Consider the following 16034-nt stretch of genomic DNA (forward strand, 5'->3'; position numbering starts at 1 on the left):
TACGCCCAAGAAAAGGAAAAGTTTCGTTATTTTATAAAATGAATCTAATTCCTTAGTAATAAAACAATAATCTTGCAACAACGACCAGTGACAAGCATGAAAATTATTAAAAAAGCTGTCACTGACCAATCGAATAATGCGAAAGGCCGTGACAGCTTTTAGAGGAGCTTTTCTTCAACAAGCTCGAAAATATCTAAATGAAATTAATTACTTAGTAACCCCAGATCATGGCGAACAATGTACCAATGATTGTTACAACACCTACAAATACTGAATATAAAATCGTTGTATATAACGTTTTCTTATCTTCAGATTCACCGATGTGCATAAATAACACTAATTGTACAGTTGCTTGTGCAAGGGCAGTGACAAGTAAAATAGCGAATGCCATTTTATAACTCATATCAAAGGTTACAACGGCTAAAGCGACAAGTGTCAGTAATAGTGAGAAGCCGAAGCCCATGACATGTTGTTTTGGGAATAATTCCTTCATCAGCTAATCAGTCCTTTCAAATAGACGAAGCTGAAGATGAAAATCCAAACAACGTCTAGGAAATGCCAGTACAATGAGAAGATAAACGCTTTGTTCGCTGTTTGTGGATTTAAACCACGTTTAGCTACTTGGATAATGATAGCTAGTCCCCAGAAGAAACCAAATGTTACGTGGGCACCGTGTGTTCCAAGTAAAGTCATTAATGATGACAAGAATGCGCTTGTTTGAATTGTCGCACCTTCATGTACATAAGTGATGAACTCATCAATCTCAATAGCTAAGAAACCTAGTCCAAGTAAAAGGGTAATGATGAAGAAAGTCATCATTGCCTTTTTACGACCAATACGCATTGCATGAACACCCAGACCAATGGTGAAACTACTTGTTAATAATAAGAATGTTTCCCATAGTACTGGTGTTAACTCAAAGATTTCGGCACCATTCGGGCCATTACCTGTCCGTGTGTGAAGTGTGAAATACACAGTAAACAATGTGGCAAATAACACGATCTCGGCGCCAAGGAATATCCAGAAACCAAAGATTTTTAGGCGATTTTCCTCTGTACTATATTCTAATGGAAGTGAAGAATCGATTTTCATATTATTTATCACCTCTCAAGCTTTTCTCAGTTGCCATAACTTCCTCAACTGAAATATAACGACCATGGTCTTTTTCGAAAGAACGATGGATCATGAAGCCAAATACACCAAGCATACTAATGATGGCTGGAACCCATAGATTAAATACAGCGAAGAATGCTGCAAGGAAGAAGAATCCACTCATCCAGAATGGTGTGCCTGTATTATTTGGCATGTGAATTTTTTCAATTTTACCTGCTGTAATATCGCGACCTTCTTTTTTCGCGAACCAGAACTCATCTAAGCGAGTAACAGTTGGAACTACTGCAAAGTTGTATTCTGGTACTGGAGAATGAGTAGCCCATTCAAGTGTACGACCATCCCATACATCTGCCTTTTCATTGCGAGGCATATGTTTCCAGCTGTAGTAGATATTATAAACGATCAACGCAAAGCCGACTGCAAGTCCTAAAGCACCAACGAATGATAACATGTTCAATGGTCCATAGCCTGTTGATTCTGAGTAAGTGTACATACGACGAGCATAGCCATCTAAACCTAAAATGAATAATGGGAAGAATGTTACATTGAAGCTGATTGCAATAAACCAGAACGCAGTTTTCCCTAATTTTTCATTTAAACGGAAACCGAACATTTTTGGCCACCAGTAGTGATAACCTGCAAGTACACCGAATACTGTACCTGGAATTAAAACGTAGTGGAAGTGGGCAACTAGGAACATCGTATTATGATATTGATAGTCAGCACTTGCCATCGCTAACATTACCCCTGTAACCCCACCAATTGTGAAGATTGGAATAAAGCCAAGTGCATAAAGCATCGGTGTTGTAAATTGAATTTTCCCGTGCCTCATCGTCAGTAGCCAGTTAAATATTTTAACACCAGTAGGAACGGCGATTGCCATTGTCGTAATAGAGAATACGCTGTTTACCATTACCCCGTGACCCATTGTATAGAAGTGGTGAGCCCAAACTAAGAATGATAGTAAAGAAATGACAACCATACTCATAACCATTGATTTATAACCATACAAGTTTTTACGTGCAAATGTTGCAATGATTTCTGAGAAAATACCGAAAGCAGGTAGAATAACGATATAAACTTCAGGATGTCCCCAAACCCAGAATAGGTTGGCCCAAAGCATATCCATACCGCCGTCTTGCATAGCAAAGAATTTTGTACCGAATTGACGGTCTAACATCATAAGAGCAAGCGCTACAGTTAATACTGGGAATGCGAATACAATAATTACGTTTGTAATTAAAATCGACCACGTAAACATTGGCATTTTCATTAATTTCATACCAGGTGCACGCATTTTAATAATGGTCGTGATGAAGTTAACACCTGTCATCAATGTACCAATACCTGATAATTGAAGTGCTAAAGAATAATAGTTATTCCCTACAGTCGGACTAAAATCCGTACTTGCAAGTGGGAAGTAGGCTGTCCAACCAGCATCTGGCGAACCACCGATAATGAATGATAAGTTTAATAAACCCGCACCTGCTGCAAATAACCAAAAGCTGACAGCATTTAGACGTGGGAAAGCAACGTCACGTGCACCGATTTGAAGGGGGATGACAATGTTCATTAAACCAATAACAAATGGCATAGCCATAAATAAAATCATTAATAAACCGTGTGTTGTAAAAATCTCATTATAATGTTGTGCATCAAGAAGTCCGTTATCCGGAACTGCTGTTTGTGCACGCATTAACAGTGCATCGATACCACCGCGGAATAGCATTAATAATGCTACAGCGATATACATAATCCCGATTTTTTTATGGTCAACAGTTGATAGCCAGTTTTTGTAGAAATAGCCCCATTTTTTGAAATAAGTAAGGCCAGCTACGATAACGACTGCTCCAACTACGATACTAATAGCTGCCGCTAAAATCATCGGTTCTTGCATTGGATGGAATAATTCTTCCATACTCATTGGATGCGCTCCTTTCAAAATTAAAAATTAATATTCTACTCGTTCAAGTTAAATGTAAATTAATGACCTGAATGTTCATTATTCATATCTTCTTCAGACATGTCACCATGATCCATGTCACCCATTTTCATGTTTTTACCATGTTCCATTGGGGCAGGGCTGAATTCTAAGTGTGTAGATGAGAAGCTTTGGCGACCAACATGCTCAGCCTTTAAAAGCTCATCAAATTTTTCTTCTGTTAATGGTTTTTCTTTTGCTTTAACATCAGCTACCCATTTGTCGAAGTCTTCTTGTGTCATAGATTGTGCTTCAAATTCCATTTCTGCAAATCCGCGTCCATTGAAGTTAGAGTTACGTCCCATGAATGAACCCACCTCATCTGCAGCAAGGTGAATGGTTGTTAACATATCACTCATGGCATATTTTTGACCTGCTAATTGAGGAATCCAGAAACTTGTGATCGGACCAAATGAGTATAATTTAAACTCAATTGGACGATCCACTGGAATGTTGACATAGTTAACTGTTTCAACACCTTCTTCAGGGTAACTAAAATGCCATTTCCAGTTTGATGATGAAGCATAAATTACTAAAGGTTCTTTATCGTCATATCCTGCTGGCTGAGCCTCTACAGTAGATGTTGTTCTTACAGTTACAACGGCCAAGAATGCAACAATAATAATTGGAATTACTGTCCATGTGATTTCTAGAAGATGGCTACCCTCTTCATGAGGTGGCTCATAATCAGCAGCTGTTTTAGATGCACGATATTTAGTTAGCATAAAGGCTAAAAGCACATACACGACTAGTAATATAAAGGCCATTGTAATAATGGATAAAATAATTGTGTTTGATAATGTTTCGGCATTTGGCCCTTTAGGATTGAACACTGTTAATGGCTCACATCCAGAAAGAAGTGCAAGAGCACCCAATGCTACAAACATTAAACTTAATTTTTTCTTCATGTTTGACTCCTTTCTATAGAACGGCTATTCATAAAATTCATGTGTTTTTTGTCAGTTCACATTTATAAATAGTGGATACTGAGGTCACCTCTTTTATCTTGGCGTACCAATCAACAACTTAAGAATTTACAATGGCATGGTTCAATATGAAACATAAATCTTGAAGTTGATTGGTCTAATGCAAGCGTTAGCAAAATCAATGATTTGTGCAATCGTTTCACATACGTACATGTCTATAACGATTGTCACATCTTGTCGTTGTTTGCACATTGGATTATACGCCCTGTTTTTAAGAAAAAACATAATTTTGTTATGAAAAAGATAGTAAAGATACATTGAATTTGAACATTTTTTGAACAAAAATCGTTATTTTAGTATTGGTATTTTAAGGTTTTGTTCATTAAACACTGTGGAAACGTTGAAAACACTGGATTCTTCATGTTTAACTAAGTAAATAGTTTTTTTTATGAAAAATTGCATTTCACATTTTGGACGCTGTTTTGTAATAAAATCAGTATCTCATCGGGCATAATAATGTTTTTTATTTGCCTTTTTTATATAAAAGGAGTAGCTAAAGAGTCTTTGTATGGAAACATTAGGATGAACTATCAATGAAAGGAATGATTGAAAAGGGAATAAATGGGGAGTGTTATTAATTATGTTAATATAACAAATAGTTTTCTTGATTATACATAAATTTACATATCCATATTCTGTTTGAAAAACAAAAAGCAAACTAAGAAAAGTCTTAGTTTGCTAGTATGGTAGAAATTTTTCATGTTTTTGAGAAAGAAACGTATTGAATCAGCATTTTTTAGTCAGTCACCAAGCTTTAGCCATTTGGCTACTTGTCCATAAATTGTATTTTGTAATAGAGGGGCTTTATTATTCATTTTTAAAGAAAAATATAATGTCTTCATGAAGTTTAATGTACAAGTACGCCCACTAAAAAAGCTTTCGTTATAACCTTGAGTCATTAAATGCATTTCAAATTTGTCAAAGGCTTGTTCAACAAATTCAATCAAAGCTTCCTCCGAGTAATTTTGTTGTAATAAAGCATCTACGATGTTAATTAATCGCTCTTCTTCATCGTTAACATAGACTGTACCTTTCCAAGTGGCAAGCTTTAGTGCATGTAAAATGGACGGAGCATATTGCAAATCGAATTTTGGGTGTTTAATGGTCATGGCGGCTAAATCAGCTCCATGTGAAATACTATGTGCCCATCCTTTATTCTGTACGTAACCTCTTGTATCTTGCTCTAATAATAGATAACGTCCAATTTTTTTAAAAAACGGTTGCAACTCATCGTCCTTTAAAACAAGCATCTCGGCATCCTTTGCAAGCAAACCTGCAATAAGCAATGCAGAGAATGACCTAGTAAAGACACTGTCTGTTGGCGCTTCTCCGATATGTAAATATAAGGAGTTATCACTAGTTGCTGTTTCAAATAAAAATTGTAATTGTTGTGTGCTTAATAAATTATCACTCAGTAAATTAATAAACGTACGATAAATTAAATGATCGCGCAATTCAGCATCAGTTGAGCCAATATGAATCATCATTTCCTGTAAGAGCCATTCTCCTTTGTCCTTCATCATTGCCTGACGTTCATGCAGTGTCATGGTAGAAAAAGATTGTAGTGTTTCTTTTAAATTCATATTTAAATGTGCCTCCATCATAAGGATTGTTCTATTATTATAGCTCTTTTTTTAAGCAAATCGACCAATTTGCAATCCTGATGGACGGTAAGTATACAAATACTTTAATGTTGAGAGTTGCTATAATATTATTTCCAGAAGCTATAGAAAGTTGTTATGATAGAAACGCAACAAAATGGAAATGCTTAAATAGGAGTAACAAAAAAAGACATACCGATGAAGTATGTCTATCTCTACCTATATTATGGCGGCTGACTTTATACCGATTGGCCACTCAATCAGTGAGTGTTGGTTTGTCTTCAGCTCAACGAGAATATTGGTATTTTTTATAGCATCAATAAGCCATTCACTGTAATGACGATTCGGCTCAGGATGTTGTAAAATTTGATGCATATCTTTTTTGTCAACATGTAACAGTTTGTCATTACATTCAATATTTACTTTTTGAGGAATTATAGAAAGAGTTTCATTTTGATGTCCAATTGCAATAGAACCGGGGATTGTTCCAAGAATACGTAAAAGATAAGTGCTAGCCTCTTGCGTGTAAACATCAATTTTTGTACGTGTTAAAAATTCAAATTCAATCGGACTATCTTGAGTAGGTCCGTCCGCTGTAGAAAATGAAATGACTTTAATCGATAATGCCTCGAATGCAGGTGAGATACAATGGTCAAATTCTGTGATTGTATCTAGTAATTGCATGTATTCCACTCCTTGTTAAGAACTTGATTTTCTGGATGCAGACAACCGTGTAGAAAGTCTGCAAGTTGTAATAGATTTTCGACTAATGTAATTATAATACATTTTATTACAAAATATGAATGTAAAAACAATTATTTTTGTAAAAAATAAGAAACTTGTGGATATTTTTAGTAAATAATTGAAAAGAAAAATAGAACGGAGGAGGTGAGGGGAATGACAAAACGTAAGCGTCATGTCATTAAACATGACAATATTGTTGTTTTTCCAGGAGCTGTCCAAACATTAATACGTGAAGGGCATATGTTTGCAGAAAATTATCAATATGAGAAAGCTATTGCAAGTTTTGAAAAGGCCTTTATATATGAAACGGGTGATGAATTTGCACTTAGTGCTTATGCCTTTGCTCTATACGAGTTAAAGGATTATGACAAAGCGAAAGGTGTTTGTGAACAGCTTTTTGCCATGGGGACAACCATGTATGTGGAAGTCATGGAATTGTACATTACAATTTGTATGCAGCTGAAGGAATACCATCAAGTAGAGACGTTAATCACAACCCTCCTTGAGGAAAGCGTACTGCCAAGTGATCAAGTGGAGAAATTTGAACGATTAAAAAACCTTAATAGAGAAGTATCTAAAAATCTTGAAAAAAAAGAAAATGTGCAACAGTTTATTGAGGAGCAGGAATATGAACTAGAAAAATTCAGTGCACTAACAGCCAATGAGCAATCTATAAAATTACATCGTCTGATGGATACCAATGTAAGGCAATTAAAAACGGCATTGCAAGAAATTATTGAAAGTTCGACCGTTCATCCTTTTGTCCAGAGCTTGGCTTTAATCTTATTAGTTGAACAGGAAGTTTCAATGGATATTATGGTTTCGAAATTAGGGCATTCAAAAACGATAAACCCAGCACAACTATCGTTACCTAATCAATTACCACAATATGGTGAAATAAAAAATATAATTGAAGATAAGTTGGCACAAGACCCAACGACGTTAGAAATGGTACAATATTTAATGGCGAAACATGCTATTGTCACATTTCCCTTTGAATGGCATCCTTTTGTGGCAGAGGATGTAGCCTATAGTTATATAGATTTTGTATCATCAATGCTAGGAAATGTGAAAGAAATGGATGATGAAATCGTAGACTTTTTACAAATGTTAGAAAAGCTAACAGAACTACATTAGGCATGAAAAAAGTTGAAACTATACACATCTATGTTATACTAAAATGGTTGTCAAAATCGTAGTTACGAATGAATTGTCTAACATCCTAAACTTGATTATTTATTTGGAGGTATTTATACATGTCAGCAAAATGGGAAAAACAAGAAGGTAATATCGGTACTCTTACAATTGAAGTACCAGCTGCAGAAGTAGATGCAGCAATGGACCAAGCGTTCAAAAAAGTTGTAAAACAAATTAATGTACCAGGTTTCCGTAAAGGTAAAATGCCTCGTAAAATGTTCGAACAACGTTTTGGTATCGAATCTTTATACCAAGATGCATTAGAAATTATCGTTCCTGATTCTTATGCAAAGGCAATCGATGAAGCTGGAATTATGCCAGTTGATTACCCAGAAATCGCAGGTACAGAAAACTTTGTACATGGTCAAGATTTCTCATTCACTGCACAAGTAACAGTTAAACCAGAACCAAAACTAGGTGACTACAAAGGTCTAGAAGTAGCTAAGCTTCCAGTTGAAGTAACTGATGAAGAAGTAGATGCTCAAATTCAAGAGCAATTAGCTCGTAAAGCTGAACTAGAAATTAAAGAAGATGAAGCAATCGTTGAAGGCGATACAGCAGTAATTGATTTCGAAGGTTTCGTAGGTGACGAAGCTTTTGAAGGTGGTAAAGGTGAAGACTACCCACTAGAAATCGGTTCAGGTTCTTTCATTCCTGGTTTTGAAGAGCAATTAACTGGTGTGAAAGCTGGCGAATCTAAAGATGTAGTTGTTACATTCCCAGAAGAATACCATGCGGCTGAATTAGCAGGTAAAGAAGCTACTTTCAAAGTAACAGTGAAAGAAGTTAAAACAAAAGTTCTTCCTGAATTAAATGATGAATTCGCAAAAGAATTAGATTCAGAAGTGGAAAGCGTAGAAGCTTTACGCGCTAAAATTAAAGAACAAACTGCAGCACAAAAGGTAGCTGAATCTGATGCAGCTCTTCGTGATGAGCTAGTAGAAAAAGCTTCTGAAAATGCTGAGTTTGAAGTACCAGCAGGTATGATTAACTCTGAAACTGATCGTATGTTACAAGAGTTTGGCCAACGTCTACAAACACAAGGTATGAACTTAGATTTATACTACCAATTCTCTGGTCAATCAGAAGAAGATTTACGTGGTCAAATGAAAGAAGAAGCAGAAAGCCGTGTACGTGTATCTTTAACACTAGAAGCGATTGCTGAAGCTGAAAAAATTGAAGCAACTGAAGCTGATATTGAAGCAGAATTAGAAAAAATGGCTGCTCAATTCAACATGACTAAAGAGCAAATCACAGGTGCTTTAGGTGGTACGGCAGTACTTGAAAACGACATCAAAATCCAAAAAACAGTTGAGTTTTTAGTAGAAAACGCTAAAATTACTGAATAAGATTTTATGTAATTAGATAGCTAAAAAAAACAAGGTACGGCATTAAACCGTGCCTTGTTTTATCACATCAACTAAAAATCAGTCCCCTTAAAGTTTAGTACGACTCACTTTACACTTCACATACATAGTATTGTTTTTATTTTTACACGATGCTCATTTAACTTCATTCTGTAAGATCATAAGGACATTAACAATCAACATATCTTCGAATGAACAAAGCCTTTGTAGATGAATGTAGTAGATTTATAAATAAAAAGCTATGTAGCTGATCGAGAAATCAGTAGTTGATGACAGCTTGAATCTTATGTGTCAGTAGTGAAGAACCGAGACCTTAGGTAACGAAAGGTTACGCAAATGGGTTCCTGAAAAATATGCTGCAGACGGCGAAGGAAGTAAACAACATGACGTTATAATCTACTTGCATGAATGCGAAGGCGTAAATGATGCAGACAATTTATTTGATAAAGGTTCAATAATCTTGTAAGATTGTTGCTTGAATAGGGGTGAAACATATTGTTCAAATTTAATGATGAAAAAGGCAATTTAAAATGCTCATTCTGTGGAAAACCACAAGAACAAGTACGTAAATTAGTAGCAGGTCCTGGTGTGTATATTTGTGATGAGTGTATTGAGCTTTGTTCAGAAATCGTTGTTGAGGAACTAGGTGTAGAAGAGGAAATCGAATTTCAAGATATTCCAAAACCAAAAGAGATTCTAACGATTTTAGATGAGTATGTAATTGGACAAGAGCGTGCTAAAAAAGCATTAGCAGTTGCGGTTTATAATCACTATAAACGCATCAATACAAACAGTAAAATTGATGATGTAGAATTGGCAAAATCGAACATTGTGTTAATCGGCCCAACTGGTAGCGGTAAAACTTTATTAGCTCAAACGTTAGCACGTATATTAAATGTTCCATTCGCCATCGCGGATGCTACTTCATTAACTGAAGCAGGATATGTTGGTGAGGACGTTGAAAATATTTTATTAAAGCTAATCCAATCAGCAGATTATGATATCGAACGCGCTGAAAAAGGTATTATCTATATTGATGAAATTGATAAAGTTGCACGTAAGTCAGAAAACCCATCCATTACACGTGATGTTTCTGGCGAAGGTGTTCAACAAGCACTTCTTAAAATTTTAGAAGGAACTGTTGCAAGTGTTCCACCACAAGGTGGCCGAAAACATCCTCATCAAGAGTTTTTACAAATCGATACAACCAATATTCTATTCATTGTAGGTGGAGCATTCGATGGTATTGAATCCATCATTAAACGTCGCCAAGGTGAAAAAATAATTGGATTTGGATCAGATCCGAATATAGTGGACGTAGATGAAGGTTCTATCATGTCTAAGCTGATTCCTGAGGATTTACTGAAATTTGGTCTAATACCAGAGTTCATTGGTCGATTACCAGTACTAGCTAGCCTAGAGCAATTAAATGAAGCTGCACTTGTACAAATTTTGACGGAGCCTAAAAATGCACTAGCTAAGCAATATCAGAAAATGCTTGAACTAGACGGTGTTGAGCTTGAGTTTGATGAAGGTGCGCTTGCGGAAATTGCGAAGGAAGCAATCGAGCGTAAAACAGGTGCACGTGGTCTTCGTTCAATAATTGAGTCAACGATGCTTGATGTAATGTACGAACTGCCTTCACGTGAAGACGTAAAAAAATGTATCATTACTGCAAAAACAATTACGGATAAAGAAAAACCGAAATTGCTTCTTGAAGATGGCACTGAACTCGATGAAGGTAGCGACACAAAAACTTCAGCATAGCGTATAGAATTGGCTGTCTACCGTTATGAGATAAAGAGTAATTAGCTGACTTCGATTGTGCAATGTTCGCACATATCGACAGTCAGCTTTTTATTCATTCTTACATATTGGCCAACTGACTTGTAGAAATTTTTGGCTCGTTTCAATAACTAGTGTGAATCAGTTTTTTAAACACATACTAGTAGCGCGGGAATTGAACATGAAAATTTTGACGGAGGTGAATACCCGCATGGTAACTATACAAAAAACAACAAATGTACCATTATTACCTTTACGTGGACTTTTAGTATTCCCATCGATGGTGTTACATATTGATGTGGGTAGAAATCGTTCTGTAGCGGCGCTAGAACAGGCAATGTTAGAGGACCAGATGATTTTATTGGTAACACAAAAGGAAATGCACGATGAACAGCCAGAAGAACAAGATTTATATGCGATTGGTACAATGGCTTATGTCAAACAAATGTTAAAATTACCAAATGGTACGTTGCGAATTTTAGTTGAAGGAGTTGCGCGTGCTTCTTGGAAAAACTATCATGCGCTAGAAAATTATACATTGGTTGATATTGATGTAAAAGAGGATTTGTTGGATAAGGATGTGGAAACGCAAGCTTTAATGCGTACACTCTTAACGTATTTTGAAAAATATGCCAAATCATCTAATAAAATAACAGCCGAAACCATCAACACTGTTGCAGATATTGAGGAACCTGGACGTTTAGCAGATATTATTGCATCACATTTGCCTTTTAAAATTGCAGATAAGCAAGAAGTATTGGAAATGCTAAATGTAAAAAAACGACTAGATCACTTAATTATTCGTTTGCATGATGAGCAAGAAGTACTCGATCTGGAAAAGAAGATTAATTCAAAAGTAAAGCAATCGATGGAGCGCACGCAAAAAGAGTACTATTTACGTGAACAGATGAAGGCTATCCAAACAGAGCTTGGCGATCGTGAAGGAAAAACGGGTGAAGTAGCCGAATTACGAAAATCCATTGATGAGTCTGGGATGCCAGAGTCGACAAAAGAAGTGGCACTAAAAGAATTAGATAGATATGAAAAAATTCCAAGTGCTAGTGCCGAGAGTGGCGTTATCCGAAATTACATCGATTGGCTCATTTCATTACCTTGGACAAATGCAACTGAGGATCGTATGAGTATCGATCATGCTGAGAACATTTTGAATCGTGATCATGCTGGCTTAGAAAAAGTTAAAGAAAGGGTTCTTGAATATTTAGCTGTACGTCAGTTGAAAAATTCACTTCGTGGCCCAATACTTTGCTTAGCGGGACCACCAGGGGTGGGGAAAACTTCATTAGCTCGCTCCATCGCGGAAAGCTTAGATCGTAAATTTATTCGTATTTCATTAGGTGGGGTTCGTGATGAATCTGAAATTCGTGGGCACCGTCGTACGTATGTCGGCGCTATGCCAGGTCGTATTATCCAAGGAATGAAAAAGGCTGGTACCATTAACCCGGTATTTTTATTAGATGAAATTGATAAAATGTCTAATGACTTCAGAGGAGATCCTGCAGCAGCAATGCTAGAAGTTTTAGACCCTGCGCAAAACAATACATTTAGTGATCACTATATCGAGGAAACATATGATTTATCTAATGTCCTATTTATTGCCACTGCCAATGATTTAAGTAGTATTCCAGGGCCATTGTTAGATCGTATGGAAGTAATTTCTATAGCGGGCTATACAGAAATTGAAAAAGCGCAAATTACAAATAATCATTTAATTCCTAAGCAATTGAAAGAACACGGTTTGAAAAAGACACAAGTTGTTATTAAAGATGAAGCAGTAATTGATATAATACGTTATTATACACGTGAGGCTGGGGTACGTGGTTTAGAACGTCAAATTGCTACGCTATGTCGTAAAATTGCCAAAATAATTGTCTCTGGTGAGAAAAAACGAGTGACGGTTAGCTCAAAATCCTTACAAGAATTGCTTGGTAAACACCGTTTCCGTTATGGACAGGCTGAAAAGGAAAATCAAGTAGGGGTTGCAACTGGTCTTGCTTACACAACAGTTGGTGGCGACACGTTACAAATTGAAGTATCCTTAACCCCTGGAAAAGGCAAATTGCAACTAACAGGTAAGCTGGGAGATGTCATGAAGGAATCAGCTCAAACTGCTTTATCCTATGTTCGAACAAAAATGGAGCAGCTTCAAGTAGATCCAGAATACTTTGATACACATGATATTCATATTCATGTTCCAGAAGGTGCTGTCCCTAAAGATGGACCATCTGCAGGTATTACAATGGCAACAGCCATTGTCTCTGCAATTCTTAACCGACCGATTCGCAGGGAAGTAGGGATGACAGGCGAGATCACATTACGTGGTCGAGTACTACCTATAGGTGGTTTGAAAGAAAAAACATTAAGTGCTCATCGTGCAGGATTAACGACTATTATTTGTCCAAAGGATAATGAACGCGATATAGAAGATATTCCTGACAGTGTCCGTGAGCAACTTACATTTAAACTAGTGTCATCGGCAGATGAAGTATTAGCCTATGCACTGGACGGAGGTATTTAGAAAAATGAAAGTCCATAATGTCGAAATGGTCATTAGTGCGGTAAGACCAGACCAATATCCAGAAGATGGACTGCCAGAATTTGCATTAGCTGGTCGTTCAAATGTAGGGAAATCTTCCTTCATTAATCGAATGATCGGACGTAAAGCTTTAGCGCGTATTTCGTCAAAACCAGGTAAGACACAAACACTTAACTTCTATAAAATCGAAGAACAATTATTTTTTGTAGACGTTCCAGGTTATGGTTATGCTAAGGTTTCGAAATCAGAGCGTGAAGCGTGGGGAAAAATGATTGAGCGTTACTTTACAGGGCGCCAAGAATTAAAAGCAGTTGTACAAATTGTTGATTTGCGTCATCCTCCAACGGCAGATGATCGCATGATGTATGATTTTTTAAAGCATTATAATATTCCTTGCATTGTGATTGCAACAAAGGCAGATAAAATTCCAAAAGGTAAATGGGATAAGCATAAAAAAATTGTCAAAGAGACATTGGAGATGGAAAAAAATGATCCACTTATTGTCTTTTCTTCAGAATCAGGCCTTGGTTTTGAAGAGGCTTGGCGAACTATCGAAAATAGAATGTAAAAAAAAGCATCTATTGGTTCTATTGATTAGGACTGTAGATGCTTTTTATTTTTGTATAAGGTATGGAGAGAAAGTTGGAGAATATACTTGAGAAATTAAATATTTGACCGATAAGGTAGATAGGAGGTGGACTGTATGGATATAGCAGCTTTATCGATGGCAATGAATCAAGCAACACTTATGCAAAATGTATCTTTAGCTGTAACAAAACAAGCGATGGAGATGCAACAGCAAAACACAGAACAATTAGTTGAAATGTTAGATGCTCCACATCCGACAGCTGGACATACAATTGATGTTCAGGTCTGAGCAGGAAAGGTAGCTTTAATTGAAAGCTACCTCTACTTTTAAAAATTAACGGGTAGCGATAGAAATTGTAACTTTATGAATGAGAAAAACTACCAATAATACGATATACTATTCATGACTAAATTTTAGCAAGGAGGCAGCAGTTTTGAAAAAGTATTCATACATACTATCGATTATGTTACTAATGGTTCTAGTTTTTTCCTTTAACCAAACAGCTAAGGCAGCCCAACTAGTGACTGGTACCTTTGTCGATGTAACATATTCAGAATATACAAAACCAGATGGCACGATTGAAAAGCAGCTTAGTAAAGTGACATTGCAAAATGATCGAGGGCGTACTGTAACCTACAATATCAATAAGAACACTCGATTATTTATTAATAATACGTCCACAACTATAGAAGGTTTTAAACTGGGTATGGAAGTGGAAGCTGACATTTCTTTAAGAAGTGTGGTGGAACTACGAGGGAAATCAAATTTACCAACAGAAACGAATGTTCCATCGACTGGAGGCAACAGTACAACAATTGCTGGTGTTGTAACGAGTATTGATCCTAATGGATTATTTATTATGGTAAAACCAGATGTTGGTGCAGAATCTATCTATTATATAAATAAAGAAACCGTTTATCAAAAAAGCTCATCAGCAACAGATATCAGTGCACTGTATGTTGGAGATCGAATTAAATTGAGCTTGAAGAATAAAAATACTTCTATCGTTACTAAAATAGCGATAAGTGAAACGGGTACTCTAGTAGAAAACCTATATAAAGGCGAAATACAAGCGGTAAACCCTAATGCCAATAAATTAACTGTCAAAAATCAACATGCTTTTGTTAACTGGCAGTTTGGCTCTAAAATTACTACAGACCTTTCAACGATGCCTTTTACTTCCAAGGTGCCAATATATGTTGGAAATACTAAAGTAGAGAAGGGTCAACTTAAAAATTATATTGGTAGTGAAGCATACTACGCGACTGTAAAACAATTTGGAAAAGAAGTTATAGAGAAAATTGTAGTATTAAAAAACAATGAGCGCACTTATTATGAACCAATGCTATCTGTGGATACAGATTACAAACTGTTAAAGCTTAAAACAGCGGGTTCAATGTATTTCCATAACGGAACTATTTTAATTCGTAATGGACGTTTAATTGAACCAACGGGGCTTATGGCTTATGGTACTGCATTTGTGATTGCAGATGGTGCTGCCCGTGATCATTATGCACAGGTAGTGCAAGTGACGAGTGATAGCTTTATGTCACCAAACTTAGCTGGTCATGAATTATATTATGGACGATTATCTCAAGCTGATGGATATCTGATTGAAATTGATGATGCTATGAAAATTGAATCCAATGTTTTCAAGAAAACGGATCGTACTGTACTTTCTGTAAGTAATTCAACAAAGGCAAAAGTTGATGACGGAAATAGAACCTATAGTGTTATGCCTGATATTGAACTTTATTTATCCGAGGGCCATTATGGTTACTTCTATGTGAAGGATGGCCATGTACAAGCACTTCATATTTTAGATAATGCGAAGCCTGTTGCACCATTAATGCTTACAGGGAAGTTGCAATCTGTGAAATCAACGTACCCTGCTGTCATTAATGTTAAGAGTGTTAGTCAATGGCAAAATGGCCGTTGGTATGAAGCAGGTGAGATGATTAATATGAATATTGACCAAGCGACACTGATAAAAGCAGGCAAAGTGATTCAGGCCTCTGATTTACAGCCATCGGATCGTTTAGTTGTATTATCGGATCGCTTTGTGAAGGGACATTTTATTTTAGTAGATTAATGTAAATAACAAATTAAAAAATCTG

13 protein-coding genes are annotated in these 16034 nt (G+C 36.3%); 7 read left to right on the forward strand and 6 right to left on the reverse strand.

The window, feature by feature from the left end; genetic code table 11:
* Positions 1-211 precede the first annotated feature (211 nt).
* From qoxD to ACOZBY_RS06400, 6 genes are all read right to left on the reverse strand, one after another.
* Positions 212-493 carry a cytochrome aa3 quinol oxidase subunit IV gene (qoxD, locus tag ACOZBY_RS06375; RefSeq protein ID WP_012295499.1) on the reverse strand — a complete coding sequence of 94 codons (282 nt, stop codon included), beginning with the start codon at positions 491-493 and terminating at the stop codon, positions 212-214.
* A complete protein-coding gene (gene qoxC / locus ACOZBY_RS06380) occupies positions 493-1092 on the reverse strand; it encodes a cytochrome aa3 quinol oxidase subunit III (protein WP_012295498.1) in 600 nt (199 codons plus the stop codon). Before qoxC ends, qoxD begins: the two co-directional genes overlap by 1 nt.
* Position 1093: 1 nt before the next feature.
* The gene (gene qoxB, locus ACOZBY_RS06385) at positions 1094-3037 is read right to left on the reverse strand and encodes a cytochrome aa3 quinol oxidase subunit I (protein WP_031419321.1); all 1944 of its coding nucleotides are present in this window, start codon (positions 3035-3037) and stop codon (positions 1094-1096) included.
* 59 nt (positions 3038-3096) lie between these two features.
* Positions 3097-4002, reverse strand: a complete 906-nt coding sequence (gene qoxA / locus ACOZBY_RS06390; RefSeq protein WP_012295495.1) for a cytochrome aa3 quinol oxidase subunit II — start codon at positions 4000-4002, stop codon at positions 3097-3099.
* 818 nt (positions 4003-4820) lie between these two features.
* Positions 4821-5663: a DUF2785 domain-containing protein gene (locus ACOZBY_RS06395; protein WP_036164365.1), complete on the reverse strand. Its 843-nt coding sequence runs from the start codon at positions 5661-5663 to the stop codon at positions 4821-4823.
* A 237-nt stretch (positions 5664-5900) separates the two neighbouring features.
* Positions 5901-6365: a hypothetical protein gene (locus ACOZBY_RS06400; RefSeq protein ID WP_012295493.1), complete on the reverse strand. Its 465-nt coding sequence runs from the start codon at positions 6363-6365 to the stop codon at positions 5901-5903.
* Positions 6366-6578: 213 nt separating this feature from the next.
* Here ACOZBY_RS06400 and ACOZBY_RS06405 point away from each other — a divergent pair, with 213 nt between their 5' ends.
* The 7 genes from ACOZBY_RS06405 (at position 6579) to ACOZBY_RS06435 (ending at position 16009) form a co-directional block, all read left to right on the forward strand.
* Entirely contained in the window at positions 6579-7562 is a 984-nt protein-coding gene (locus ACOZBY_RS06405; protein WP_031419319.1) for a DUF3196 family protein, read from the forward strand.
* Positions 7563-7681: 119 nt separating this feature from the next.
* Positions 7682-8971, forward strand: coding sequence for a trigger factor (gene tig, locus ACOZBY_RS06410; protein ID WP_012295491.1), 1290 nt, complete (start codon positions 7682-7684; stop codon positions 8969-8971).
* Positions 8972-9484: 513 nt separating this feature from the next.
* Positions 9485-10756 carry an ATP-dependent protease ATP-binding subunit ClpX gene (gene clpX, locus ACOZBY_RS06415; protein WP_008180649.1) on the forward strand — a complete coding sequence of 424 codons (1272 nt, stop codon included), beginning with the start codon at positions 9485-9487 and terminating at the stop codon, positions 10754-10756.
* A gap of 229 nt (positions 10757-10985) precedes the next feature.
* Positions 10986-13310 (forward strand): endopeptidase La, encoded by a 2325-nt coding sequence (lon, locus tag ACOZBY_RS06420; protein WP_031419316.1) that lies wholly within the window; start codon positions 10986-10988, stop codon positions 13308-13310.
* 4 nt (positions 13311-13314) lie between these two features.
* Positions 13315-13896: a ribosome biogenesis GTP-binding protein YihA/YsxC gene (gene yihA, locus ACOZBY_RS06425; RefSeq protein WP_031419314.1), complete on the forward strand. Its 582-nt coding sequence runs from the start codon at positions 13315-13317 to the stop codon at positions 13894-13896.
* 135 nt (positions 13897-14031) lie between these two features.
* Positions 14032-14205, forward strand: a complete 174-nt coding sequence (locus ACOZBY_RS06430; protein ID WP_012295488.1) for a YjfB family protein — start codon at positions 14032-14034, stop codon at positions 14203-14205.
* Positions 14206-14350: 145 nt separating this feature from the next.
* Positions 14351-16009, forward strand: coding sequence for a hypothetical protein (locus ACOZBY_RS06435; protein WP_036217267.1), 1659 nt, complete (start codon positions 14351-14353; stop codon positions 16007-16009).
* The last annotated feature ends 25 nt before the right edge of the window (positions 16010-16034 follow it).

Origin of the sequence: Lysinibacillus sp. NPDC056220 (assembly GCF_049315265.1) — a bacterium.
Lineage (GTDB): Bacteria > Bacillota > Bacilli > Bacillales_A > Planococcaceae > Lysinibacillus > Lysinibacillus pinottii.